This window comes from Pseudanabaena sp. PCC 7367, assembly GCF_000317065.1.
In the GTDB taxonomy this organism is placed as follows: domain Bacteria; phylum Cyanobacteriota; class Cyanobacteriia; order Pseudanabaenales; family Pseudanabaenaceae; genus Thalassoporum; species Thalassoporum mexicanum.
In genome coordinates, this window is sequence record NC_019701.1 from 2,109,864 (window position 1) to 2,134,096 (window position 24,233).

Here is a 24,233-nt window from a genome sequence, read left to right on the forward strand (position 1 = left end):
GGCATGTGAACAAGATTTACTAACTAATGCTAACCAAATCGTAGATAGGCATTTGGGGCGCATAAGTGTAAATAATTCTAGATGCTGGGTGACTAGAGTAATGCTTTTACAAGGCATGTCCAGTTATTAATCCAAGTGTTAATTGGACAGCTTATGCAGCTCTAAATACATTAGGCAAGCGTAAACATCCTTGATTAATAATCATGAGTCAATCCAATCACACCGGCCAGCCAATGACTCAGAACGGCATGGCGATCGGCAAGCCCACCTCCCTGACTCCAAACAGAATCACAACTAAATCTAGACCTAAAAGTAAAACATTTCTGGATCAGGATAATCTAAACCAAGATAGCAATGAATCTTCAAGGTTTAAAGAATGGGTCGAAAATAGCTCAAGTAATCTGGTGGCACTGGTTGGCTATAGTTTGCTGGGTTTAGCCCTGGTGGATTTTGGCGATACTTTATTACCCCCTCGCCTATTTGATCAAAACTGGCAATACCAAACGATCGCGCTGGTGGCAGGAAAAGTGTGGGCTCCATTGTTGGGGATGCTACTGGTTTTTTTCCGGCGGGGTCATAAACTCCGTCGCGCCGAAGTAAGGTTATTGAGCTTTTTATCCTGGCTCTGTCTGGTCATCTCGATCGCCTATTTTTTACTCATCCCCCTGGCAATTAATAATGCTTTTCGGATTGACCATCGCAACAATACCCAAGCAAATGCCCAGGTGCTACAGCAGTCTGCAGATATTACTACTATGCAAGAGCAAGTGCTGGCAGCTAAAACCCCCCAGGAAATTGGTGCATTGTATGCCACAGTCAATCGATTGCCTGGGATTCCGCAACTAGAAAATCCGCAGGCAACCAGACAGCAAATGCTTGATGCCTTGGCTCAAACTGACGCAAGTATTCAGGTAAACTCCGAAGCAAATATTAAAATTGCCCAAAGGGGATTGATCAAAAATACGCTGCGGGTAGTGCTAACTACTGCGATCGCTGGCTTTGCGTTTCTGGGCATCTGGCAGCAGAGTAAATGGGTGCGTCAGTATCGTAGTACACGGAAATCTAGTGAGGTAGGTAGGTTATTATGAGCAACGTAACCGCATACTATGCATTTATCTACTAAGCCAGAGCTTTATATGTTTGTTTGCTTTGACTTAACATTATGTTCACCAGACTCATAATGTTATTGAGTTTTAAAAATTGACATTTGGCGCATTGCAATAAATAGAAAGAATGCTATGTTATTGTGGTGAGTGATTGCACGGATTCGATACTTAGATCCAACTGAACTAGCTATTGCGTTTGACACAGGAATTTAACGGAAACATGGAATTAATGAAGAACGCCTTGAAGTTAGCCTGCACTGCAGCGATCGCTGGGGGAATTACTAGTGTTGCAATGCCTGCATCTGCCCTGGACTACATCATGAGTGGTGAGTTTGATCAGGGTGGCAGCTCCGGCACTGTATCTGGACTTCTTAGTGCTGTTGATCAAGGTGGCGGTAATATTCAGGTTGATTGGACTTTCACTGTGGGTGCTGGTGTTTCCTCAACGATCTCTGGCAATCAGGCAATGGGGCCAAGTACCTATACATTCTCTGGGATCCTGCCTCAATTTGGTCAGGCCATTGACGATACTACGGTTGTAGGTGGTGCTCCGCCTGCGGCTGGTAATTATGAAATTTCAACTAGTGTTTTTGCCAACTGGGGTCAGTTGTCTTCTAACCATATTACCTATTTCTGGTCAGGGGATGAAACAAATGACACAACTGGCGCAACTCGGTTTACGGGCACAACACCTCCTGACACCCTAGTTCTAACTCCTGTACCATTTGAATTTAGCCCCGCAGTTGGCTTGGCCTTGTTTGGTGGTTTGTTTGCCGCTGACCAAATCCGCAGAAAAAAGAAAAAAGGTAACTCCGTGGTACTTAGCGAAGAGAAAGTAACCGCCTAGAGAGTTGGAATGCCTTTGCTTGGTCAAATGGTTAATAATTAGCTAATTACCTTTTCAGACAATAAATCTAAGTATCTTTCAATGAGCCATGACTAGTTTAGGTTGTGGCTCTTAGTTGTATTTAATATATTAATTGTGTTTGTATTAATAGCGGTGAATTTTGCTGGGCTACTAGCGATCGATCGCCCCTACTCTTGATTAGCCGCGATCAACGCCTGAACCACCTTGTCCATCCCCACCGAGTGAGAAGCTTTGAACAACAAGCGATCGCCACTTTGGATTAGCCCTTGCAGGCGATCGATAAGCTCTTGGTGACTCTGGCAACTAATGATTAATTGTGGCGGATTCTCGCTAGCTTGAGCCGCCGCCAGGATCGCATCCGCTTCACCGTCTGCCAACACGATCAAACCATCAATCCCCAGATCGGCCACTTTTTGCCCCACCTGGCCATGTAATTCAGCGGACTTAGTGCCCAACTCCTTCATTGTGCCCAAGATTGCCCAGCGGCGTTTGGCGGTTGTGGCGGCGAGTAGCTCTAGTGCAGCGATCGTGGCTTCGGGCGAGGCATTATAAGTCTCATCCAAAATTGTAATATCGCTGGTGAGGTGATGAATTTGCGATCGGCCTGAGGGCATATCTGGTCGGATTGGGGTTTGGCTAATGATCTGCCAATCCAGTCCCAGGGCTTTGAGCGTGGCCAACCCCGCCAAAAAATTCAGGGCATTATGTCTGCCGACCAGCGGCAATTGCCACCTGCGATCGCCAATACTCAAGGTATTGCCCTGCCAATCACCCCGCACATCACCACTATTTAAACCATAGGTAATTACCTGTCCTGACCAGACCTGGGCGGCGGTATCGAGCAGCAATTGATCTTCGGCATTTAAGACCGCAATTCCATCAGTGGGCATCTCTGCCAATAGCTCGCATTTAGCCTGGGCGATCGCCTGTTTTGAACCCAGTCGGCCAATGTGCGCGGTGCCAATATTGGTAATTACCCCCACCTTGGGGCTGGCCATTTGCGACAATCGCGCAATCTCACCCAGGCCACGCATGGCCATTTCCACCACCGCAAAATCATGTAGCTCTGGATCGATCGCCAGCAGGGTATGCGCCACACCAATATCATTGTTGTAATTGGCATAGTTTTTATGCACCTGTTTACCAGGTCTAACATACAAGCCTAGTAAAGCGGCGATCAACTCCTTGGTAGTGGTTTTACCCGCAGAGCCGGTGATCGCTACGATCGGCACACCAGTTGCAGCACACCACCATTGGGCTAAATCCTGATAGGCTCTGAGTGTGTCGGTTACGACCAGTTGAGCGATCGGTTGCCCCTGTTGATCTACCACCATCTCGATCGGGTGATTTACCACCACCGCCACTGCCCCCTGGGCGATCGCACTGCCCACAAACCGATGCCCATCAAAATTTTCCCCTTGTAAGGCCACAAATAACTGACCGGGCTTAATCTGGCGACTATCGGTACTAATCCCCTGAATAACTTGGCCATTGGTAGGCTTGCTCTCAACCACAACCGCATTCATGGCCTCGGCTGCTTGCGCGATCGTGCAACTAAATGTCATTACCACCGATTTACTTACATTTTTATTTACGTCGTTTAGCTAGTTTATTTATGCTAACTGAATATGCCACTGGAATATTGCCAGTAAATGATTTACAATCGCACACGAAACGAGCACCTCTTAAATATATCTATCTAAGTATCTAGATATCTAGATATCTAGGAAATAGAACTCTTGCCAAAGTCCAGGCTCGAAACGAGAGCATCACGATCTCTGTCGCTATTGGAGCATTTAGGCAAGCCAACTAATATCTAGCCCCCAAATCAATAACTTCCGCCTCATCTAGCAACTCGATTCGGGCTAAGGTAAATAAACTAGCATTGGCCGATCGCTCATTCAACCTCACTATTCGCTGCCTTTTTTGACCGCATTCACATCCTTTTAATCCTATGGCTGATAACAGCGCCAACGAATCACCGAAGCGATCGCCACGTCCGCGCAACCCATCAAAACGCAAGAAAAGTAATGCCACATTGCCAATCCTGGCCGCTGCTGGTGCCGCAGTTGTAGCGATCGGTGGGGCAATCGCCTATTTTGGTTTCTGGCGGAAACCGGAACCAATCCAGGGCTTGATGGCGATCGCCAAAGTGATTCCCCAGGAAGCGCATCTCTTGATTGCATTCAACACTGAATCGCGTCCCTGGCAAAAACTAAGTCAATTTGGTACGCCGGAATCGCAAAAATTGTTCAGCCAAACGATGGAGCAATCGCCCCTGCATCGTCTGCTTGAGCAAAGTCAGGCAGATTTCGATCGGGATGTTAAACCCTGGCTGGGTGGTGATATTGTGACCGCTCTGGTGCCCGATCCAGAAAACCCCAACAATCCTCCAGGAACTCTGGTGGTTACCACTGTTACTAATCACAATCAGGCCGCCGAATTTTTAGGGCAATATCGATCGGCCTTGGCTGCCCAGGGAGCCAACTTTACCACCAAAGAATATAAAGGTGCGGCCTATTTTGAAGCCACCACCCGCGATCCTAATGTATTTGTAATCACCGCCAGCCTTGGTAAAGACTATGTGGCGATCGCCAACTCGCCAGATTTGATTGAGCGGGTATTTGATACCTATGCCGGTGAGCAGAACGCTCTGGCAGAAAAGCCCAACTTTCGCTATGTCGATCGCCTGGAACAAACCGAAACAATGCCCGAAAGCCTGGCGAAGGTCTATTTAGATGGTTCGATCGCAGTAGAGTTTTTAGGCTCCCAGGCACGGATTGACCTGAGTGAACCGGTTTTATCCCACTCGCGTAGCCAAATTGATGCAATTACGATCGCCGTGGGCTTGCAAAAAGAAGGCATCCGCGCCGTAATGCACAACCATCGCCAGAATCCCAACAGCTTCATTGATAATTCTGGGGTAGACAATCAAGAATCTGTACCCTTCACCGATAGCCTGTCTAGTGAAACTACCGCAACCGCAACTGAGACTGAAGCTGAAGCTGAATCCAGTGAGCCAGAGTCAAGTAGTGGCAATGAAGCGATCGCCAACGCAGAAGTGCTCAAGCTATTACCGCAAGAAACTTTCTTTGTGGTCAATGGCACTAACCTAAAGCAATCCTGGCAGAAGCTAGTTGAGCAATCGGGCGACAATCCTGCCTCAAGCGCTATTATTGACCAGCTCAGGGAACAGGCCGCAAACTTGTCTTTTTTGGATTTAGAAGAAGATATCCTCGCCTGGATGGATGGTGAATTTGCGATCGCGGCGCTGCCCATTACCCAGGGTGCGCTTGCTAATGCCGGGTTTGGGCTCACTGTTTTGATCCAAACTAGTGATCCAGAGGCCAGCGACACTTTCCTACAAGAATTAAACACCGTCGCCGAAACCGCTGCGGGGGGATTGTTACCCCAAAGGATCGAATTGGGCACAGAGACTATTGGCGATCGGGAGCTAACCACCTGGCAAGCTGATGCCGCCAAAGTAGCTACGGTCGGTTATGCCAGCGAAGACTATATCTTCTGGACCACTGGCGATCTGGCCAAGCAATTCATCCCACCGCCCACTGGTTCTTTGCCCGAAAGCAGTGAATTTAAAATTCGCACTACTGCCCTGCCGACTGATAATCAAGGCTATTTTTATTTAAATGTATCTTCGGCGCTGGTATTGATGGATAAGATTTTTCCCAACGAGGTCAAATCCAGTGGTGGTTATATCCAGGCCAGGATTGTGCTCGATGCAATTCGGGGGATCGCCGTCACCAATACTGTGATCGATGATTACACCAGTCGGTTTGATTTCTTAATCACGCTCAAACCGACACCAGGTAATTAGGCATTATGGTCATGAAAACTAATGAAAATCAAATCAGGTTTTCACCCGATCGCATTACCCTGATAGATGAGGCAGGCAATCGATCGCTATGGCACGATTAAAAGCATATTAAACCAACACGGGAAGACCAAAATGGACTATCTAGACCAGGATATTTGGCAAGGTGATGATCTAGAAGCGACCTTTGTAAAAGATTTTTTGATTGTTGAACTGGGCTTAAAGCTTGGTGTAGACTTTTCCTTCACCGCTGATGAAATGCTGCTCAGCCAAAAGTCATTTCTGGCCATGCTGGCGGCGATCCCCGATGAGGATGCCAAAGAAATGATCATGTCAATGAAGGTGATCGATTAGAAACCGCTTGAGCTTGTAGCCTTATCGATCGCGCTGCTAATTTAACCCGTTAATGAGTAAATGCGATCAATGATGTTCGATGAAGGGCATGGAAACATCTAAGCAAAATCCGATCGGCATAGAGTAAATCCAAGCCCTGCTTGAGAAATTTGCTAAATTAGCAATAGTCGTAACTGTTCCCAAGTCTGATAGTTAGTTTTGCTAACTCCTCAATTTAACTAAACTTACAGAACCTAAACCCCAAATGCCGGCAAGCTACTTGTCGGTGTTTTTATTGTTCGGCTAAATAATATGAACTTGCTGCTGATTGCGATCGACTATTGGCACAGGCAATTGCTCACCATTGGCCTGCATGTCCTTTACCACAAATTCAACCAACGCTACAATGCCGACAAAGGCAGCCTGACGATCTGGGTCTAAGTAAGACAAGCTAGGGAATTCCTCGCAAAGTCCCACAAATTCCTGGTCTGCTGCTGACCAGATTGTTTTATACATATATTTATACATATAGGGGTCAATATTAATCATTCTCTAATTATCAAACTCTAAATTTATAGAATCATGGCAAACCTACTCAACCAGTTCGGCAATTTTGTTATTACCTTCTCTAGCATCTTGCGATCGCTTAAATACTCGAATTAGGTTGCTTTAGTCTCTCTCTTGCCAAGCTACAAAAACAACAATAGCTTTAGTTTTTATGTAAAAGTTTGCAACTATGAATTTATGGGTTTATATTGCAGCATAACAAGCATCAGAATCATAAGCATCTAGATTGAGCAGAGCGTGAAGCCCTATGGAGAGTTGGGAGTTTTTACTGCAAAAAAGGGGTGATAAATCCTGGTTGCCGTTGGAAGTACCAACGGTGGAAATCCTGGAGGGTCAATATCGGCTCGCCGCTAAGTCTAGCTTCCTGGAATCACCGATCGGCATTCAAATCCGCTATAGCCCTAGCGATGAGGTTGGTTATCAACCTTTACAGCAAAAGCTCTCCAAGCGCACCAATGCCGAAGGGCTGCTAATTGTTACGCCCTACAACCACCTCACCCCTGGCACCTGGCAGATATTTTGCTTCGCGCTCGAAACCGCCACTGCAGGCCAAAAGCCCTGGTCAACCAGCATTCGGTTTGATGTATTGCCAATTTCACCGGAGTTGGCGATCGAGCTGCAACTTAATCACCCCGATTGGGAGACTAGTCATCCAGTTGGTGAAAGTGAGCAGTTGGGCGGCATAGATGTGATGGGCGATCTTGAGCCTCAACCAGCAGTCTCCACGCCGGGCGATCGCTTAAGAAAATTTAGAGGGGAAGAATCAATATCAGGATCAAGCTCAGCGGCTAATGCTGGCGATCAGCCTGAAGTGAGTATTGCGCTGGATCAGGATTTAGGCTTTGACCTCGATCGCAATGACCGCGATATGCAAGATGCAAGTCAAAATCTGGCGGCATCACCTAACCAAGCAATTGATGCTTCAACAGATGCTGCAACAGATGCGGTTGCCGAATTAACCAACCAAGAAGAACTAGACAACCAGACCGATGATTTGGCAGATGATTTAGCAATCGAAAATGAGACTGCCCTGCCATCCCAACTGCTCAGTCTAGACCAAAGCCAATTTTTGATTTCTGCTGGGCAAACATTGCAGATTACAGGGTTGGCCTATGTACCTGGCACGATCGACATAAATCTCAAAGATCCCAGCGATCTCAGTGATTTAGCCAATGCCAGTATTGATATTAATATTGATATTAATTATGAGCTTGATAACGATCCAGCAACGCAGAGCGAGCCACCGTTTCCGTTTAGCTGCGCGGTGGAAATACCAGATCTAGAGCAATCCCAGGTGATGATCGGTGAGGTGCGCTTACATCCTGGCGATCTTGATTTGGAACTAGCCAGCGAAGTAGAGCAAAAATATTTAACTCACCAACCAATTACCGTCACCTATCAGTCTGCCAATTTGTTGGCCGAAGCTGCCCAAGCCGCTGCAGCGATCGCTGATTTTGCGGAAGCCACCCAAACGGAGGCAGATTTAGCGGCAAATGCAGCCAGCTCAGATGTGCCTACACCGATCGAAGCGGCTACCGCTACCCTCAAGGAGGAACCACTTGCTACTCAGCCACTTAATTTACCGCTTAGCCCTAGCGTAACTGATGTAACCAGTTCAAGTAGTTCAGCTTCAAATGCTCAAAATCAAGCGCATCAAGATTTAGCCCCCACGGCGGAACAATTAGCAGCAGAGGTAAAAGACCAAACAGCAGCATCCCAATCGCCCGAATCGCCCCAATTGTCCCAATTGTCCGATCGCAAACCTTTAGCCATCCCTGAGTTACCCCAAATTGCGCGCCAAAACCAAGCCGCTAAACAGCGTCAAGCTGCTGCCAACGCTAATCAAAGTTCAACCACAGGCTCAAATCAAATTGATCTACCCCATTTGCCACCCCCACCTAATCAGGATCAGCCTGAAACTGAAGAATCTTCTCAGCCGCTACCACAAGAGCAACAACCTCAACAAACCCAGCAGTTTGAAGATATTTGGGGTGTGCAAACATCACCACCAGAATCACAAATTCAACCGCCTCAACAATCTCAGCCAATCCAGCCGCAACCAGCATCCAGCTTAGCCCAGCCAGCCTTGCCAAAGCTCTCTAAGCCAGGGAATCAACCGATCGCACCAGCACCAACCGATCCATTGACTGCCGCTCAATCTGGTTTAGAAGATTCTGGAATTGAAAATCTAGATGAATATTCCCAAGCGCAAGCAAAAGACGACACTGAAACATCTGAATTGAGCTATGGGTTTGAAGAAGACGAGCCCCAATATTCCTTTGAAGATCCCCATGACTTTGATGATCCAGCGATCGCCATTAGTTCTGATGCGCTGGAATTCTGGGAAGACGCAATGCGATCGCCTGATCCTCTGTCCCTAGCCGATACGCCGGAGGAGTTACTAGCGATTCCGGAAATTCGCGGGATTAGTGATTTTAGGGACGATGAGGGCCTAGATCGTGCTGATTTAGAGTCGGCTGATCCTGAATTAGATATTAGCTTTGACCTCAATCGAGTACCAAATTTAGACGAGCAAAGCAAGCAACCAGAAGAGCATGATCGCGGTGATCTAAGCGATTTAACAGATTCAATAGATTCAATTACAGATGTTGTGGTAGATCGAGCCGCAGAGCTTGAGCAGGATGCGGCAGAACCAGCATCTTCTTCGCCATCACCTGACCAAGTTGAAACGGAGTCAGATTCTGAACAGGCAAACAAGCAAGGTTTGGGCGATCGTTTTCTTTCTAAGTTACAAATTTTTTCCCAGGGCGACCAAGAGCAAGAAACCCAAGATGATGATCGCTCAAAGCAATTAGAGCAATCTGGGCAACTAACTCAACCACCTAAGGAAGACTCAGAAGCATCACAAAGCGGCAAGATAATCACACCACCACCAGCAGATTTTGCGATTAGCGATCGTGATGTGGGTGATCGCAATGATGATGTCTCTGCCCCTGTGATTGAATCAGCCCAAATGGCTCACGAGGATACCACCAGTGCCATAGATGACTTATTCCCTGGTGAAGATTTCGATCGGGCTCAAATTCCCTCTGAACCTGCCAGCTCAATCGAGGCAGCCGATCCCAAGCTAGAAGAACTTTCCAACGAGCTAGAGCAGATGTTGATCGATACCGATCGCCAAGCCACAAACTTGGATCAATCTAGCCAATCCGGTGAAAATGAGCAAGCTGCCCCCGAATCCAACCAAGCCCCCCAGCGGGTTGCGTCAACCTCAGGCAATCAGCCCTTGTCAGCCCAGCAATTGAGTCGATCGCAGGAATTTGATGAGATCGTAGTTGATGATCCAACCTTGATGCCGCAATCTCAACAGTTGGGCATGAATCACAACAGCGATCGGCAAGAAACCACGCGGCCAGGCCAGGCAATCCCAACAGGAAATCAAACAATGAATCCATCCCATCAGCAGCAATCACCTAGGATTACTAGCAGAGGAACTCAATCAAATCCACCCCAGCAAAGCTCGCCACCAACTAACCAGGGCGCTGCCGTTGGTAATCTAAATAATCTAAATAATCCAAATAATCCAGCCAATCAAGTTAATCGTAATTATGGTAATCAAAATGCCAATGCTGCGAATGTGCCCAAGCTGGCCGAGCATGAACTGGTGCCACGACCAAGCCTGGAGGTTGATGAGCAAAACCTAACGGCTGGTGTGCCTGTATTAGTTAGGGTCAAACTAGCGGCGATCGCGCCACGGCTGGCAGTTAAAATCTGGGTCAAAGATTGTCAAACTCGCTCCCTGGTAGATGGCCCTCGCTGGCTGTTTGACTTTGCCACGATCGAAGATGGCAGCCAGGTTACCAGCCAAACCCATATCACGCTCCCATTGGGCAGCATGGAAGTTGCCTTCGAGGCGATCGCGGTGGAAATGCTGACTCAGCGAGAAAGCCATAAAGCCCGACTCACCCGATCGGTCACACCGCCCAATATGGGCAACCAAGCCCCGATCGATTTTGATTTGCCTTAAAATTCACCCAACTAAAAAAGCGCAACAAAACTATACAATCGGTAATCTGGTGTCTTATACTACAAAAGGCAGTTTACTCAAATTAGCTGCCACAGCTTGATGAGCGAATTAAAACCAATAAATAAAGTAAGCCGCGTTGACTGGCAACTGAGAAAGGCTAATTAAAACTAATTTATTAAACTTACTTAAATTTTTATAGGTGACACAACAGCTGGGGAGTGTAAACATGCAGCAGACAGGGAAAGCCCTGACTGTACCAATCGAATACATGGGGCCGCCAAAGGGGTTTAATCCAACTTTGGCTCTGTTCTTTGGCTCGATCGGGCTATTGATAATTTCTACGACGGGTTACTGGGCATGGAATTGGCCTAACTGGTGTGTATTCTTTGCAAATTTTGTTTCTTTATATGTGTTGGGCACGGTGATTCATGATGCCTCGCACGGGGTGGCTCACCGCGATCGAGCCATTAATGCCGCTGTGGGTCATGTTTCTGCGGTGTTGCAGGGATTTGTTTATCCTGTTTTTACGCGGGTACATATGCAGCACCATGCCAATGTTAATGATCCAGAGAATGATCCAGACCATTTTGTCTCCACCGGCGGCCCATTGTGGTTGATCGCGGTCAGGTTTTTCTACCACGAAGTATTTTTCTTTCAGCGAAAGCTGTGGCGTAAGTTTGAGCTATGGGAATGGGCAATCTCACGCGGCATATTAGTTACGGTTCTATCTGCTGGCTATTACTTTGGCTTTCTGGGCTACATCATGAATTTCTGGTTTTGTCCGGCGGCAATCATGGGTCTGGCCTTGGGCTTGTTTTTTGACTATCTGCCCCATCGCCCTTTCAAAGCACGCGATCGCTGGAAGAATGCCAGAGTCTATCCAAGTTGGCTTTTGAATATTTTATTGCTTGGCCAAAACTACCATCTGGTGCATCATCTCTGGCCTTCTGTACCCTGGTACAGCTACCGACCGGCCTATCTTAAAATGAAGCCATTACTAGATCAAAAGGAGTCGCCGCAGAGCTTGGAATTGCTCAAAATGCCTGACTTTACTGGCTTTGTGTACGATATATTTCTGGGCATTCGCTTTCATGGCAAAAAGCAAGAAACGCATAATGCTGAAAAAATAAACAAACCAGAGTTGGAAAGTGAATTAACCAACTCTGAGCATTAAACATCTAAATAAGACCAAAAATATAAGACAAAACAAAATAAGTAAGGCTCCTGATCAGCAATTATCGGGAGCCTAATTTATTGATTATTTTATTTATAGTTTTAACTTGTTTAGTGAAAGTCTCGACTAGCTGGATCACCTGAGTTCGATCGATTTTGCTTCCCTTTAGCTTGCCATTACCAGTAGTTACCGGATAAATCTATTACGACTTTAGCGATCGTTCGTGATCAAACTGTTGTTGCATAAGATCAAAGAATTAGTAGCTGCTTGACCGATGAGCAGGATGTTGATCGCAAACCCCTCATAAGCCCCCCATTAATTAAGCATTGGTAATTAATTAAAGCTACTAACTTAATAACTTAAATCACTGAACTACTAAGCTGGAGAGCTTGATTTTATTCAGGTTTTTCAGACTGCTCAGCATCTACTTCCAATCCTAGCTGAGTTTCATTAATATCATCTTTGGTCTCAGTAACTGGTTGCGAAGAGACCGCAAAACTTTGCTCCAAAACCATCCGCGTTTCCATTCCCTTGAGGAAATAACCAGTCATCATCGCCGATCCCAGGAGGCTGGATAGATTCTCACGATCGGTAGTAATGCTGATATCAAAATGCTGAGGAGGTAGAACGCCAACCAGGCTTTGGATATTTTGGGAGATGATTTGACGAACTTCGGGGCTGATCGACTGCGCTACCTCTGCTAACGCCTCTGGCGATTGCTCTTGCATATATGCCAACAAGCGATTGTTATTAGCATCCATGTTGCGCACTTCAAACATTGTTGGTAACTCCTAAATGTTGCTGTAGGACTCTACTTTAATATATTGTCACATACTAGACACTGTGCTGTAACCGTATCTGTGGGGGTGGTAAACCGAATGCTAACAATTCTTTTCCGTCTTTATAGGTTCTTTCCCATCTTTATAGGTATCAAGATATATATCTAGCAGGTGTCACATATGCCACACCCTAACACATGTTGGTTAACCGTTTCGTTCGTGTAACCCAATCCGATCGCTAAGCTTGCCTAATCTCTGAGTAAATCATCGGCATCGGACGATCGGCATTGGATCAGCAGTGGTTAAATAATTTACTTGAGCTTGGGGCAAATGCATGGTGGTAATAGCTAGATCACTAGATCAGCGAGAGATCAGCGGCATTAATTTAGATCTTAGATCTGCTAACCAACAAAGCTTATCCAGATTGGCATCTCAATTATTTGCATAATCAGCGATCGCATCTTCAAATTTATGATTCAATCCGCAATGTAATGTAGAACTTGATCAGAAATATACATGCAAATAGACCATAACTTTGTGATTCTGGTCACATTGAGGCGTGATGATAGCATTGAAAACATTATCAATATTACGATGCACAGGCCATTAACCTAATTGGATTGCCTTTTGCTGCATAGTCTTAAACACATTAAAAAAGCCATTCGCCCGTGAAGGAGTGAGGCTCACCGCTAGCCCAGTATCTTTAATAAAATCCGGGTTAAGCTCGGCGATCGCTTCAGTGCTCAGGCCATTTAGCGCCGTGGCCAAAAAGCCCACAAATCCTTTACTAATCAAGGCATCAGATTCACCCTGATAAACAACCTTGCCATTTTGATCCAGGCTAGCGGTCACATATACCTGGGATACACAACCTGGCACCTTGTTTTCAGGCAACTTAGCCGATTCCGGGAATGCAGCCAACTTCTGCCCATACAAAATCAACTGTTCATAGCGTTGCTTGGGATCACTCAGGCGCTGAAACCGCTTCAAGAGGCGATCGATTGATTCTGGGAGTTGGGACGCAGTGGATTGAACTTCTTGCATAGATATTAAGGATGAAGCTGAAGTTAGGTCTAATGGTCAAAAGAGCCGCTGTTTTACCGATCAAGTGCTCGCCTGCAGACTAAATTACGGCCACCAGCTTTTCCTCTAGTCTAGCCTGAGTTGGGGCATATGTAATGGGTCGATCAACCGGGTGGGTCAGATTGAAGACTATTTCCTACCTTAGATAGAGGGTGATTATTTGGCGGCAAGTTTGTTATTAAGGAACAATTACAATTACCTGCCGTCAACCGCAGAGTCTTAAAACCCAATTACGAAAAATTACCAGATTAGGAACTTTGGGTTAGAATTGCTGCCAACTAACTATGATTGCCACAGTTACTGAAATATATGGAGTCAATCCAAGATTCAGTGCGATCGTCCTGATTGTCTTTGCTAAGCAATCGCCAGAAACAGTTAGTGAATATTGAATATATTGAATATTGATATTAAATATTGATATTAAATAATTAGCTAATTTGCTCTCACTCAGATTGAGCCAATCGTTAATATCTGAGATCTGAGGCTAAATCCAAAACTAGGTTATCTAAACCAGCCCCATCAACCGGAATCCATCAACCATGAAAGCTTATCGAAATCGAGTTTTTGCCGTTCTGGCAAGTGTTGCGATCGCTGTTACCTGTGGTGTTGAAAGCGCTATCAGTGTACCGCTGCAGCAGGAGGGTAGCCAAATCCGACTCAATGGCCAACCGTGGAATGGGAAATGGATCAGGCGGCTGGAAGATGGCCAACAACAAATCTTTGTGCAGGAAAACTGGCTTGATGGCGCTTTGGGGCTAGAGTTGCTCGACTCCAATCGCGCCGATGAACAGCGGGTTAAGTGGTTCTCGGTGCCATTTTTCACTGAAGTAGCCTTCGATCGGCCAATCCAACAGCGCTACCTCAGCATCGATCAATTTGGTGGCCAATGGCGCACCGAAATCGATGGCAGTACCTTGAATATTTTTACACCAGATGTGAACTTGCAAGCGATCCGGCGGGGCAAGCAAGAGTGGGGCGATCGGGTCGTGATTGATCTGAACAATCGCACTCCCTGGCAGGTGCAACAGCAGGAAAACACGATTAATCTGATTATTGCGGCTGAAGCCTTACCCAGTCTGCTGACCGAAGTGGATACCACAAAGGGCAACTTGGTCGAAGCACTGAGCATTCAAAGCCGTAACAAACAAACGATCCTACGGATTCGCACCACTGAACCCGCTGAGGCTGTGGTGGAAACCCTCAGTGATCCAGAACGGATTGTGGTGGATATTCGCCGCGATCGCCCACCCACCGAGCAAAACATTGTTTGGGCAACCGGGCTACGTCATCGGCGGCAAATTGTAGCCTTGCCAAATCCCAATGTGAAATCGGAGCAAGATCCGCAAACCCTGGATTTTACAGTTACTTCGCTCCTGGTCGATCTCAGCCAGCCGGGCGTAAATATGCGGCCAATTTGGAGCAGTCCTAGCGGTATGTTTGGCACCAGCACCCTGAAAACAATGGCGCAGCAGTGGCAGGCAACCGCAGCGATCAACGGTGGCTTTTTTAACCGCGATCGTAAGCTGCCAGTCAGCCCGATTAAATATAACCATCAATGGATGGCTGGCCCAGTTTTGCAACGTGGCGTGGTGGCTTGGAATGATGATGGCTCGGTTTTGATGGATCGGCTCGAATTTGCCGAAGAACTCACCACCTCTAATCAGAAAACAATTAAACTTTCCCATCTCAATAGTGGCTATGTGCAACAGGGCGTAGCTCGATATACGGCCAACTGGGGCGAAACCTACACCACCCTGACCGATAATGAAGTGTTGATTATTGTTACCGGCGATCGGGTTACATCTCAGTTTCAGGCGGCCAAGGCTGGCGAGAGCAAAATTGCAATTCCCCGCAATGGCTATTTACTGGTGGCCCGCAAATCAGCGGATCTGGCGACTGAATTGGCCACTGGCACCCAACTGCGGGGCAGAACAATCATTAGTCCCAATACCTTTACCAATTACGCCCATGTGATCGGGGCTGGGCCATTGCTGCTCAAAAATGGGAAGCCAGTGCTCAACGCTAAGCTGGAACAATTTCGCCCCCCCTTTGATACCCAGGGTGCATCCCGCAGTGCGATCGCCACCACTGGTGAGTCGGGCAAATTGATCCTGGCTACGATCGAAGCTTCCGGCGATGGCAAACTGCCTAGCCTGGCCCAAACTGCCAAAATTTTGCAGCAAATGGGTGCGGTAGATGCTTTGAATCTAGATGGTGGCGGTTCTACCAGCATATATCTGGGCGGGAATATGCTCAATCGTGCCCCCGATCGAATCGCACCAATTCATAATGGCATTGGTGTATTTGTCCAGCCAGTGCAATCAAAGAATGAGTTCTAGTTCTAATAAAATGAGTTCTAATAAAATACTATAGTTTGTTCCAGAAAAGAGAATGATTAGCGATCGGCATCGATCAAAATAGCCGCAGGATCTTGCTGTCAACTTTGCTAAAATAGCTACTAATCAACCCCGAAAATGATGATGATTGCTGACTTGCATCTAGTAGTAGTCCACCACATAGGATTTGATGGTCAACTGGCGCTCTAGACATCTGTCTTGCTCGATTGAAAGCCATCATAATTACCGTGGTCGGGTAGTAGTTACTCTGTCTGGATTGCGAGCCCTCATATTTAAATTGGTCGAGTAATACTGATCTTAATTTTCAAGATTGTCACTTTGTTGATTCGTTTAGCCCCAGTGCTTACGGAACTTAACCGGCTTAATGCTGGCTCAACTTTACGGGTCTTTCTCTGGGCATATACATTTTGACCCCTGGTGTAGTAATCTAGAAAACCGAATTAATTTTAAAATTAATTTAACTAAGCATCATGCTGGTGTAGCTCAGTGGTAGAGCAGCGGTTTTGTAAACCGCCGGTCGCAAGTTCGAATCTTGTCACCAGCTTTAAACTAATTAATGGCCAATCAATGTAAGCCCACCAGATCAGAAGAAGCGATCGATCGGCAATATGCCCCTGAGCTTACTTTCTTTACGCCATAGTCACATTTTTCCTGCTTGACCAAATTAATTCAATCAAACATAAAAGCAGGCTGCGCCGTACCAGACAATATAGCGATTTTCGATTTACTGAAGTATAAATACCCTGTCGATCGTTGTACCTACGGCATAATTGATACGCTACCCATATGCAAACTGCTATATTTGAGAACTTTAAATTGACAGGGCAAGCACCCTACCTGCTGTAGATTGAGCTGATTTGGTAGGCAAAATTTTGTAGCCAAATATGGCGAAGCCTAGCTAAGCTTTTTTAACTTCCTTGGTCTCTTTTGTCTCTGGGCTTTGAGCCTGACCATTATTGGGCTTAGCGGCCTTCGATTGGATTGTGAGTACCGAACAAGGCGCATGGTGCAACACATAGTTACTAACACTGCCCAAAATCAATTCACTCAAGCCAGAATGCCCACGTCTGCCTACCACGATCAAATCCGCTGCCCAGGTTTGCGCCAATTTGCAGATCGCGCGGCCAGGACTACCGGAAGCCTGGGTAAATTCAGTTTTGACCCCAACAGCACTAGATTGGTCAGTATAAAAATGTAGACTTTCCAAGCATCTGTCTTCATAGGACTTCCACTGCTGACGGAACCGATCGCCATTGGCATCGGGTGGCAAAATGCCTGGATAGTAGCCCAACTCAGATACAGCGATTAAATCCGGTGCGCCTTCTTCTTCTAAGGACAACACATGAAGCAGCATCATATCGGCTTGATTCAGCTTGGCCAAATCTAGCGCTGCGGCAAATACTCGATCGCCATTTGCTGACATATCGATCGCTACCAGGATTTTATTAAACATAGCCATGACCCCCATCAATCTTATGTGAAACAACTAACTAGCTCTAATTATATTGTCTCTTGCTGTTAAGGTTTGTGGCTAAGATCCGCAGGAATATCTACTAAAAATTAATAAATTTGCACTAAAGTACATAGAACCCCAAATTTAGGCAGTAACGCGATCGCCTGTGTTAGCGGGAGCTGCTTCCAAGGATTTAATCGTGTCCAGAGCCTGATCGACATGGGCTTGGAAATCTAGCATTGAGTCATAGATATGCTTGACCACGCCATTGCGATCGATTACATAGGTAACCCGCCCTGGCAAAACCCACATAGTTTTGGGCACGCCAAATAAATTTCTGACGTGATTGTCAGGATCACTCAACAAGGTAAAAGGCAGATCATATTTACCAGCAAACTGCTGATGGGACTGAGCCGAGTCAGCGCTAATGCCAATTACTTCTGCACCTGCCGCCTGAAAAACATCGTAGCGATCTCTAAATGCGCAGGATTCCTTGGTACAACCAGGGGTATTATCCTTGGGGTAAAAATACAAAACAATACTTTTTTGACCAAGTAAGTCACCCAGATTAAAACGCTCACCAGTTTGGGAAACGAGTGTAAAATCTGGAGCCCGATCGCCGATCGAAATTGCCATAATTAATATCCTCTCTTTTAATAAGTCCTTTAATAATTCCTTTGTATATCTTTCTGTTTTGAGCTGATTGCCTTAGCTAGCCTGAGTTGAATTAAGCTAAGCAGTTAAGCAGCTACTAAGAGATATTTCTTGCTAAATCTCAATGCCTGGAGAAAACTGGTAAAAAACATTGTTTGTCTATCGATTCAACCCTGGCTCACATTACTAATCGCAAAACAGAGATCTCAATTAGAACCTGGTCATTAGCAATATGCTTGATTAACTAAGCTCAATTAATCTCAAAGATCAAAGATTACAAGCATTTTGAACAATACTTTTACCCGATCGCATTCTGGTTAGAACTCGGCTGAGAAACTGCCCAAAGCGGGATTTGAGAATGGTTTAGGGGTAATCAATTTTTCTATGTTGCAATGCTACAGCAGGTCAATATACTTAGTCGTCATCTGATTGGGATAGTTGGGCATCACCTTTAAGAGAGAATAAAAGTGTCTGGATCTAGTGCAAAATACTTATAAAGTCAGGCTCGACCATAAGTAAATATCAATATATCAATGTCATCGATCGACCATCGCCTTAGCAGCTACGACTATGAACTACCCCCAGAGTTCATTGCCCAAAATCCCTGTGTACCGAGGGATCGATCGCGCCTGATGTGCATTGATGTGCAGCGCCAGATTAGCGATCGGCATTTTTTTGAACTGCCCCAATTTTTGCAACCAGGGGATTTACTGGTGCTGAATAACACCAAAGTGATTCCGGCGCGGCTCTATGGCCACAAAGAAACAGGCACGGCAGTAGAAATCCTGTTGACCGAACCATTGGCGGCGGCAAATTGCTGGACAGCATTGGTCAAGCCCGGTAAGCGGTTCAAGCTGGGTAGCAAAATTATTTTTTCCGAGCAACTCAGCGCCGAAGTGGTGGACTATGACCCGGAAACCAGGGGGCGCAAGCTGCAATTTTATTTAAAGGGGATTGATTCTCTTGATCAGGCGATCGCCAATTTGGGGCAAGTGCCTTTCCCGCCCTATGTCACAGCATCACAGGCCACCGCCGATCAATACCAAACCATCTATGCCAAAACCCCTGGCGCGATCGCTGCACCTACGGCTGGTTTGCATTTCACGCCAGAATTATTGCAACAACTCAGCGATCTTGGCGTAGCTCAAACCCAGATTACTTTGCATGTGGGGATTGGTACGTTTCGACCCGTGGAAACCGAAGACATTACCCAGCACGAGATCCACAGTGAATGGCTAGAGGTGAATGAGGCGGCGATCGCTAAAATCAAGGCAACCAAGGCCAATGGTGGTCGGGTAATTGGCATAGGAACTACGGTGGCGCGATCGCTGGAAAGCAGTAAGTTCAAGCCCTATCGCGGCAAAACCAATTTGATGATCTATCCTGGCTATGAATGGCAGGTACTAGATGGATTGATCACTAATTTTCATTTGCCCAAGTCCAGTTTGCTGATGCTGGTGGCCTCGTTTCTGGGCGAAGATGGTCGGCAGTTTTTGCTGGATGCCTATGCGCGGGCGATTACTCAGGGCTATCGCTTCTATTCCTTTGGCGATGCTATGCTAATTTGGCGATCGCATAACTCCACACCCCTAACCGATACTTGAGAAATCATCGTTATGCTCAGTAAGATATGTAAGATATAAAAGATCGAAAAGGGTTTAAATAGTCCCCATACCTCAAATAGCTTAGAGCTACAAAATCAAACCTTAATCTTTAAACGAAACCTTTATTACTATGTCTCCAGAAGCAATCCAAGCCCTGATCGAACAAGCCCTACCCGGTGCTAGTGCCAATGTTCAAGATCCCAACCGCGATGGTCAGCACTTTGCCGCGATCGTGGTTGCCCCCCAATTTGAAGGGCTAACCATGATTAAGCAACATCGCCTGGTTAATGATGCAATCAAAGAACATCTGGACAGCGGTATGGTACATGCAATGCAACTAAAAACCTATACCCCAACCCAGTGGCAATCGATGTCGGTGCAATTGCAATAATTTTGGTGGTTCCGCATAGTTCCGCATAGGTAATCATACTTGGTCGCAGAAGTAAGGCCAACGCAGGATTCCTTGGCTTAAAAAATCTTTGCTTCTATTCCTACCCATTAAGTTAAGTCAGATGAACCAGCTCAAACAATTAATCAACCATTTAGCGATCGCCGCGATCGTAATGTTTGCCCTCTTCAGCTTTGCTACACCCACCTATGCTTCAGGCGATCTCACCCGTCAGCAGCCAGTTACGCTCAATGTGCAACTGAGCAACACTGACAATGAGTTGCACTTTTATCCCGACAAGATTAACCTCGAAACTGGCAAGCTCTATAAGTTGGTGATCACTAATCCCAGCGATCTGAAGCATTATTTCTCGTCTGAGAAGTTTGCCAGGGCGATCTACACTCGCAAGGTACAGGTAGATGATGCCGCAGGTAAAAAGATCGCCGAAGTGAAAGGCGTGGTGCGCGAGATTGAATTATTGCCCCAGGGCACTGCGGAATGGTGGTTTGTGCCAGTTAAGGCTGGTAATTTTGACGATCTCAAATGTACCGTAGCCGGACATACTGAAGCGGGAATGGTTGGTAAAGTGGTGATTAACTAATTTTCTCAATTTTCAAGGTTTGCCAAAGAACTAAAAAGAACTAAAAGGACTAATTAGAGGCGATCGCAACTTGCTGCTCTACTGCACTTGTTCTGCTCTTTGAGCCAATTGCTGCGTAAATGCTTGATGCTCGGTTGTAGCAAGTCCCTGTTGCAAAGCGATCAACACCTTAGCCATATCCCCAGCCAAAAGCGCGATCGAATCAAGCCAGAGGCCAGGGAATACCGCTGAGCAAATCATCCCTTCTGCCTGGTCAGCCGCGATTGCTAATTGCTCATATCTGCCCCGATGCAACCGAAACCAATCGATCGCCCCATCATAGACCCGCCAGACCAAGTATTCTTGCACCTGGTTACGACGATAGACGTTGAGCTTGGCATGAAGATCGATCGAAACACTACTAGCAGCAATTTCTACAATTAATTCTGGTGCCCCTTCAATGTAATCATCGGCACTAATTTGCGATTGACCGCCTTGCTCAATTCTTAACAGGGCATCGGGTTGGGGTTCATTATCTGCGTCTAGCCTCACGGTGGCATTATCAAAACAATCGATTCCTGGTGTAGCAGCTTGATATGTGCCTAGCCAAGTCATGATCCTGGCATGGGGTCTGCCATGAGCTGTAGCACGTAATGGTGAGGCCATATGTACAATTCCTTCAATTAATTCCGCTTTTTTAAGCTCAGGCATCATTTCATAACGATATTCAAATTGCTCCCTGGTCAGGCGATCGCCATTTTCAAGCGGTTGCACCATCAAAGCAAAATTTTTGGCAGCACTACGAATAATCATACTCACCTCAAAGCTGGCTTAAAGCAATTTTCGGACTCTGGTTTAGTAATATTTTATCAAATTGTTTTTTTACTCAAAGATTGGGTAGCCAACACATGTATCCACGGCCATTAATCTGGTGTTGCACATTGATGGATGTTCAACTAGTCCTAGTGTTCTGTCAAAACTAAATATATGGGTAGCTCATGACTAACACATTGTGATTAGCGCCTTGCGGTCTGAATATACTCATAAATTGAAATCTGACAATCCACTAGTCCTAATTCAGATCCTAGTAGTCCACCAATTTAATTTCGCTGGATAAGCGTCGACCTAGCATCCATTAGCAAACGATCGCAGCCCTTCATAATTTTCTTTGTCGAATCCTAGATTAGTAAATAAACAGCAAGGTGATCCCCACGATCGCCACCATTGCGCCAAATAAAGCCCGGCCACTGATCTTTTCCCCCAACATCGCCACGATCGGCAAAATAAAAATGGGGCTGGTTGCCCCCAGAGTCTGAGCAATACCTGCGGCGGCGTACTTTAAAGCAGTTTGTTGTAGCCAAATGCCCAGATAGGTACTGAAAAAAGCCGCAACAAAAATCAAGCCCAGAGTGCTGGGTTTAGTAATCATGCTCAGCCATTTGCGCACCTGTCTTTGCACCATCAGCATTAACCACAGCATCAATGTACCTGCCCCTAGCCGAAGTAAAGCACTCCACAAAGGAGAAATCTCCGCCTGGGTTAGCGCCGCGCGTGACATCACCGCACCGATCGCCTGTCCAAATACAGCAATTAAGCCAAAAACAAGCCCCCGCCAAATCTGGCCTTGGGATGGGTCTTTAGTCTGGTCTGGAGCTAGATTAGTTGGATTGATTATCCTTTTTGGTAAACGTTCACTCACCACCCAGGTTACCCCAACCACCACTAGTGTTCTGTCAATCTTGGGTTTGTGAGTTAAGGGAAAGATGGATAAACTATACCTATGTTATCCGAGCAGTATATTATGCCTAAACGCTATATCGTCCGTTTGAGCAAGGAAGAGCGCGAAGAGCTGCAAAATCTTGTGTCTACTGGTAAGGCCGCCGCCTATAAAATCAAACATGCCAACATTCTGTTAAATATCGATATAAATGGCCAGAACTGGACAGATGCGGAAGCCGCCGCCACCTTTAGTTGCCATCGCAATACAGTAGCCAACCTGCGTCAACGATTGATTGAAGGAGGTTTAGAGTCGGCCTTGGCACGCAAACCTCGCCAAAGTGCGCCACGACCACACGTATGTGATGGAGAGTCGGAGGCAAAGCTAATAGCCTTACGTTGTAGCGAACCACCTGCTGGTCATGCTCGCTGGACATTGCGATTGCTTGCTGATAAAGCGGTGGAGTTAGAAATTGTACCAGCTATTTGTCACGAGACCGTGCGACAAGTGCTGAAAAAAACGAACTGAAACCACATCTACGTCAACAGTATGTGATTCCACCTGAGCAAAATGCCGATTTTGTTGCTCATATGGAAGATGTACTAGAGATTTATCACCAACCCTATGATTCTAAGCATCCGGTAATTTGCATGGATGAAAAACCGGTGCAATTGGTTAAACAAACACGCATTCCATTGCCGGCTAAATCAGGACAACCAGAGTTGGTAGATTATGAATATGAGCGCAATGGCACCGCTAATATTTTCTTGTTTACAGAACCTTTGGCCGGTTGGCGTAAAGCAGTTGTGAGTGAACGCAGAACCTCAGTTGATTGGGCGATCGAAATTCAACGCTTACTTGAACAAGACTACGCCGATTGCGAGACTGTCATTTTGGTATGTGACAATTTGAACATTCACAAACTTGCCTCGCTCTATCAGGCCTTTGCTCCGTCCACTGCGCGTCGGTTGGTCGAACGGCTAGAAATTCACCATACGCCCAAACATGGAAGTTGGCTAAATATTGCCGAAATCGAGCTGTCTGCACTAACCCGACAATGTCTGGATCGACGGATCCCAGATCGAGAAACTCTTGAACAAGAAACATCAGCTTGGTTCATTGAGCGTAATCATTTGCAGAAGTCGGTAGATTGGCAATTCACAACTGCAGATGCTCGTATTCGCCTTAAGCGACTTTACCCACAAATTGAAAGCTGACAATCCACTAGCAAGATCGCTAGCCAGTCTAGTCCACCCAGTCGCTCGCGCAGAAATAACGTTGCCAGCACTGCAGTCAGGGGAGGCGCTAGGGCTTCTAACATAATTGTGCGTCTAGCCCCTATTTGATTGAGGGCGGCAAAGTAGGCCGTATCACCAATGCCAATCCCTACGATGCCGCTAGTCAACAATAACCAGATCGGCTTGGGTGTGGTACTGGTCATTGCAGCTAGTTCGCTCAAAGTTACTTGTACCGGGTCTATTAGCAAAATGGTGATCACTAAGCAAACGATCGCTACGATCCCCTTACTCAAGTTGAGCGCCAAGGGGCTAATTTGCCTGCCCATGCGCACATAGACGATCGATACGGCAGCCCAATGTTAGGCGACAATTACCTTGGCGTCTGGATGACGATTACTTGGCATAAAAAGATGATCGCCAGCAAGGATATGAGATCGCAAGTGGAGGTAGGCGTCAACTAGAAAAAAAGAGATCAAAACGGGAAAAAGAAAGACACTAAAGACGTTCAAACA

Annotated in this window: 19 protein-coding genes, 1 tRNA gene and 1 pseudogene; 12 read left to right on the top strand and 9 right to left on the bottom strand. The window is 46.3% G+C overall.

Annotated features, from left to right (window positions below):
• The first annotated feature begins 203 nt into the window (after positions 1–203).
• Together hpsJ-A and PSE7367_RS08300 are read left to right on the top strand one after the other, a co-directional pair.
• Positions 204–1,088 carry an HpsJ-like protein, cyanoexosortase A-associated gene (gene hpsJ-A, locus PSE7367_RS08295; protein WP_015164926.1) on the top strand — a complete coding sequence of 295 codons (885 nt, stop codon included), beginning with the start codon at positions 204–206 and terminating at the stop codon, positions 1,086–1,088.
• A gap of 247 nt (positions 1,089–1,335) precedes the next feature.
• Positions 1,336–1,953 (top strand): PFE-CTERM domain-containing protein, encoded by a 618-nt coding sequence (locus tag PSE7367_RS08300; protein ID WP_198013453.1) that lies wholly within the window; start codon positions 1,336–1,338, stop codon positions 1,951–1,953.
• A gap of 188 nt (positions 1,954–2,141) precedes the next feature.
• Here the strand turns inward: PSE7367_RS08300 and PSE7367_RS08305 are convergent, their stop codons facing one another.
• Complete coding sequence (locus tag PSE7367_RS08305) at positions 2,142–3,539, bottom strand: UDP-N-acetylmuramoyl-tripeptide--D-alanyl-D-alanine ligase (protein WP_015164928.1); 1,398 nt, start codon at positions 3,537–3,539, stop codon at positions 2,142–2,144.
• Positions 3,540–3,928: 389 nt separating this feature from the next.
• Between PSE7367_RS08305 and PSE7367_RS08310 the strand changes: the two genes are divergently transcribed.
• Together PSE7367_RS08310 and PSE7367_RS08315 are read left to right on the top strand one after the other, a co-directional pair.
• On the top strand, positions 3,929–5,809 hold the full coding sequence (locus PSE7367_RS08310) for a DUF3352 domain-containing protein (protein WP_015164929.1): 1,881 nt from the start codon (positions 3,929–3,931) through the stop codon (positions 5,807–5,809).
• Positions 5,810–5,941: 132 nt separating this feature from the next.
• Positions 5,942–6,160: a hypothetical protein gene (locus tag PSE7367_RS08315; RefSeq protein ID WP_015164930.1), complete on the top strand. Its 219-nt coding sequence runs from the start codon at positions 5,942–5,944 to the stop codon at positions 6,158–6,160.
• 282 nt (positions 6,161–6,442) lie between these two features.
• Here PSE7367_RS08315 and PSE7367_RS08320 read toward each other — a convergent pair whose 3' ends face one another.
• Positions 6,443–6,688 (bottom strand): hypothetical protein, encoded by a 246-nt coding sequence (locus PSE7367_RS08320; RefSeq protein WP_015164931.1) that lies wholly within the window; start codon positions 6,686–6,688, stop codon positions 6,443–6,445.
• A 265-nt stretch (positions 6,689–6,953) separates the two neighbouring features.
• On the opposite strand from PSE7367_RS08320, the gene PSE7367_RS08325 reads away from it, so the two are divergent.
• Both PSE7367_RS08325 and crtR read left to right on the top strand, forming a co-directional pair.
• A complete protein-coding gene (locus PSE7367_RS08325) occupies positions 6,954–10,694 on the top strand; it encodes a hypothetical protein (protein WP_015164932.1) in 3,741 nt (1,246 codons plus the stop codon).
• 226 nt (positions 10,695–10,920) lie between these two features.
• Positions 10,921–11,868 carry a beta-carotene hydroxylase gene (gene crtR / locus PSE7367_RS08330; protein ID WP_015164933.1) on the top strand — a complete coding sequence of 316 codons (948 nt, stop codon included), beginning with the start codon at positions 10,921–10,923 and terminating at the stop codon, positions 11,866–11,868.
• 395 nt (positions 11,869–12,263) lie between these two features.
• Here the strand turns inward: crtR and PSE7367_RS08335 are convergent, their stop codons facing one another.
• A complete protein-coding gene (locus PSE7367_RS08335; protein WP_015164934.1) occupies positions 12,264–12,647 on the bottom strand; it encodes a DUF760 domain-containing protein in 384 nt (127 codons plus the stop codon).
• Positions 12,648–13,253: 606 nt separating this feature from the next.
• Positions 13,254–13,691, bottom strand: coding sequence for a SufE family protein (locus tag PSE7367_RS08340; RefSeq protein WP_015164935.1), 438 nt, complete (start codon positions 13,689–13,691; stop codon positions 13,254–13,256).
• Between the two features lie 578 nt (positions 13,692–14,269).
• Here PSE7367_RS08340 and PSE7367_RS08345 point away from each other — a divergent pair.
• Complete coding sequence (locus PSE7367_RS08345) at positions 14,270–16,069, top strand: phosphodiester glycosidase family protein (RefSeq protein ID WP_015164936.1); 1,800 nt, start codon at positions 14,270–14,272, stop codon at positions 16,067–16,069.
• Between the two features lie 490 nt (positions 16,070–16,559).
• Positions 16,560–16,631: transfer RNA gene (locus tag PSE7367_RS08350), tRNA-Thr, on the top strand.
• 354 nt (positions 16,632–16,985) lie between these two features.
• Here the strand turns inward: PSE7367_RS08350 and PSE7367_RS08355 are convergent.
• Together PSE7367_RS08355 and PSE7367_RS08360 are read right to left on the bottom strand one after the other, a co-directional pair.
• Complete coding sequence (locus tag PSE7367_RS08355; RefSeq protein ID WP_225882694.1) at positions 16,986–17,546, bottom strand: universal stress protein; 561 nt, start codon at positions 17,544–17,546, stop codon at positions 16,986–16,988.
• Between the two features lie 138 nt (positions 17,547–17,684).
• Positions 17,685–18,176 carry a peroxiredoxin gene (locus PSE7367_RS08360; protein WP_015164938.1) on the bottom strand — a complete coding sequence of 164 codons (492 nt, stop codon included), beginning with the start codon at positions 18,174–18,176 and terminating at the stop codon, positions 17,685–17,687.
• A 551-nt stretch (positions 18,177–18,727) separates the two neighbouring features.
• Between PSE7367_RS08360 and queA the strand changes: the two genes are divergently transcribed.
• The 3 genes from queA (at position 18,728) to PSE7367_RS08375 (ending at position 20,787) form a co-directional block, all read left to right on the top strand.
• On the top strand, positions 18,728–19,798 hold the full coding sequence (queA, locus tag PSE7367_RS08365; protein WP_015164939.1) for a tRNA preQ1(34) S-adenosylmethionine ribosyltransferase-isomerase QueA: 1,071 nt from the start codon (positions 18,728–18,730) through the stop codon (positions 19,796–19,798).
• Positions 19,799–19,928: 130 nt separating this feature from the next.
• The gene (locus PSE7367_RS08370) at positions 19,929–20,189 is read left to right on the top strand and encodes a BolA family protein (protein WP_015164940.1); all 261 of its coding nucleotides are present in this window, start codon (positions 19,929–19,931) and stop codon (positions 20,187–20,189) included.
• 121 nt (positions 20,190–20,310) lie between these two features.
• Positions 20,311–20,787, top strand: coding sequence for a cupredoxin domain-containing protein (locus PSE7367_RS08375; RefSeq protein ID WP_015164941.1), 477 nt, complete (start codon positions 20,311–20,313; stop codon positions 20,785–20,787).
• Positions 20,788–20,865: 78 nt separating this feature from the next.
• Here PSE7367_RS08375 and PSE7367_RS08380 read toward each other — a convergent pair whose 3' ends face one another.
• Together PSE7367_RS08380 and PSE7367_RS08385 are read right to left on the bottom strand one after the other, a co-directional pair.
• Positions 20,866–21,579, bottom strand: a complete 714-nt coding sequence (locus PSE7367_RS08380) for a Uma2 family endonuclease (RefSeq protein WP_015164942.1) — start codon at positions 21,577–21,579, stop codon at positions 20,866–20,868.
• 370 nt (positions 21,580–21,949) lie between these two features.
• The gene (locus PSE7367_RS08385) at positions 21,950–22,465 is read right to left on the bottom strand and encodes a DMT family transporter (protein WP_198013454.1); all 516 of its coding nucleotides are present in this window, start codon (positions 22,463–22,465) and stop codon (positions 21,950–21,952) included.
• A 102-nt stretch (positions 22,466–22,567) separates the two neighbouring features.
• Here PSE7367_RS08385 and PSE7367_RS21905 point away from each other — a divergent pair.
• A protein-coding gene (locus tag PSE7367_RS21905; RefSeq protein WP_156800460.1) for an IS630 family transposase occupies positions 22,568–23,700 on the top strand; the annotation gives its coding sequence in 2 pieces (ribosomal slippage) (positions 22,568–22,997 and positions 22,997–23,700; 1,134 coding nt in all).
• Here the strand turns inward: PSE7367_RS21905 and PSE7367_RS08400 are convergent.
• Positions 23,679–24,065 (bottom strand): annotated as a pseudogene (locus PSE7367_RS08400) (EamA family transporter); the annotation flags it as partial. The gene PSE7367_RS21905 and the pseudogene PSE7367_RS08400 sit on opposite strands and share 22 nt — an antisense overlap.
• Between the last annotated feature and the right edge of the window lie 168 nt (positions 24,066–24,233).

Excerpts from the sequence above, each read along its gene's own strand:
- PSE7367_RS08375 (WP_015164941.1), top strand. The coding sequence starts at position 20,311 with ATGAACCAGCTCAAACAATTAATCAACCATTTAGCGATCGCCGCGATC.
- PSE7367_RS08380 (WP_015164942.1), bottom strand. The coding sequence starts at position 21,579 with ATGATTATTCGTAGTGCTGCCAAAAATTTTGCTTTGATGGTGCAACCG.
- PSE7367_RS08335 (WP_015164934.1), bottom strand. The coding sequence starts at position 12,647 with ATGTTTGAAGTGCGCAACATGGATGCTAATAACAATCGCTTGTTGGCA.
- PSE7367_RS08360 (WP_015164938.1), bottom strand. The coding sequence starts at position 18,176 with ATGGCAATTTCGATCGGCGATCGGGCTCCAGATTTTACACTCGTTTCC.
- crtR (WP_015164933.1), top strand. The coding sequence starts at position 10,921 with ATGCAGCAGACAGGGAAAGCCCTGACTGTACCAATCGAATACATGGGG.
- PSE7367_RS08315 (WP_015164930.1), top strand. The coding sequence starts at position 5,942 with ATGGACTATCTAGACCAGGATATTTGGCAAGGTGATGATCTAGAAGCG.
- PSE7367_RS08370 (WP_015164940.1), top strand. The coding sequence starts at position 19,929 with ATGTCTCCAGAAGCAATCCAAGCCCTGATCGAACAAGCCCTACCCGGT.
- PSE7367_RS08300 (WP_198013453.1), top strand. The coding sequence starts at position 1,336 with ATGAAGAACGCCTTGAAGTTAGCCTGCACTGCAGCGATCGCTGGGGGA.
- PSE7367_RS08345 (WP_015164936.1), top strand. The coding sequence starts at position 14,270 with ATGAAAGCTTATCGAAATCGAGTTTTTGCCGTTCTGGCAAGTGTTGCG.
- PSE7367_RS08340 (WP_015164935.1), bottom strand. The coding sequence starts at position 13,691 with ATGCAAGAAGTTCAATCCACTGCGTCCCAACTCCCAGAATCAATCGAT.
- queA (WP_015164939.1), top strand. The coding sequence starts at position 18,728 with ATGTCATCGATCGACCATCGCCTTAGCAGCTACGACTATGAACTACCC.
- hpsJ-A (WP_015164926.1), top strand. The coding sequence starts at position 204 with ATGAGTCAATCCAATCACACCGGCCAGCCAATGACTCAGAACGGCATG.
- PSE7367_RS08325 (WP_015164932.1), top strand. The coding sequence starts at position 6,954 with ATGGAGAGTTGGGAGTTTTTACTGCAAAAAAGGGGTGATAAATCCTGG.
- PSE7367_RS08320 (WP_015164931.1), bottom strand. The coding sequence starts at position 6,688 with ATGATTAATATTGACCCCTATATGTATAAATATATGTATAAAACAATC.
- PSE7367_RS08355 (WP_225882694.1), bottom strand. The coding sequence starts at position 17,546 with ATGGCTATGTTTAATAAAATCCTGGTAGCGATCGATATGTCAGCAAAT.
- PSE7367_RS08310 (WP_015164929.1), top strand. The coding sequence starts at position 3,929 with ATGGCTGATAACAGCGCCAACGAATCACCGAAGCGATCGCCACGTCCG.
- PSE7367_RS08305 (WP_015164928.1), bottom strand. The coding sequence starts at position 3,539 with ATGACATTTAGTTGCACGATCGCGCAAGCAGCCGAGGCCATGAATGCG.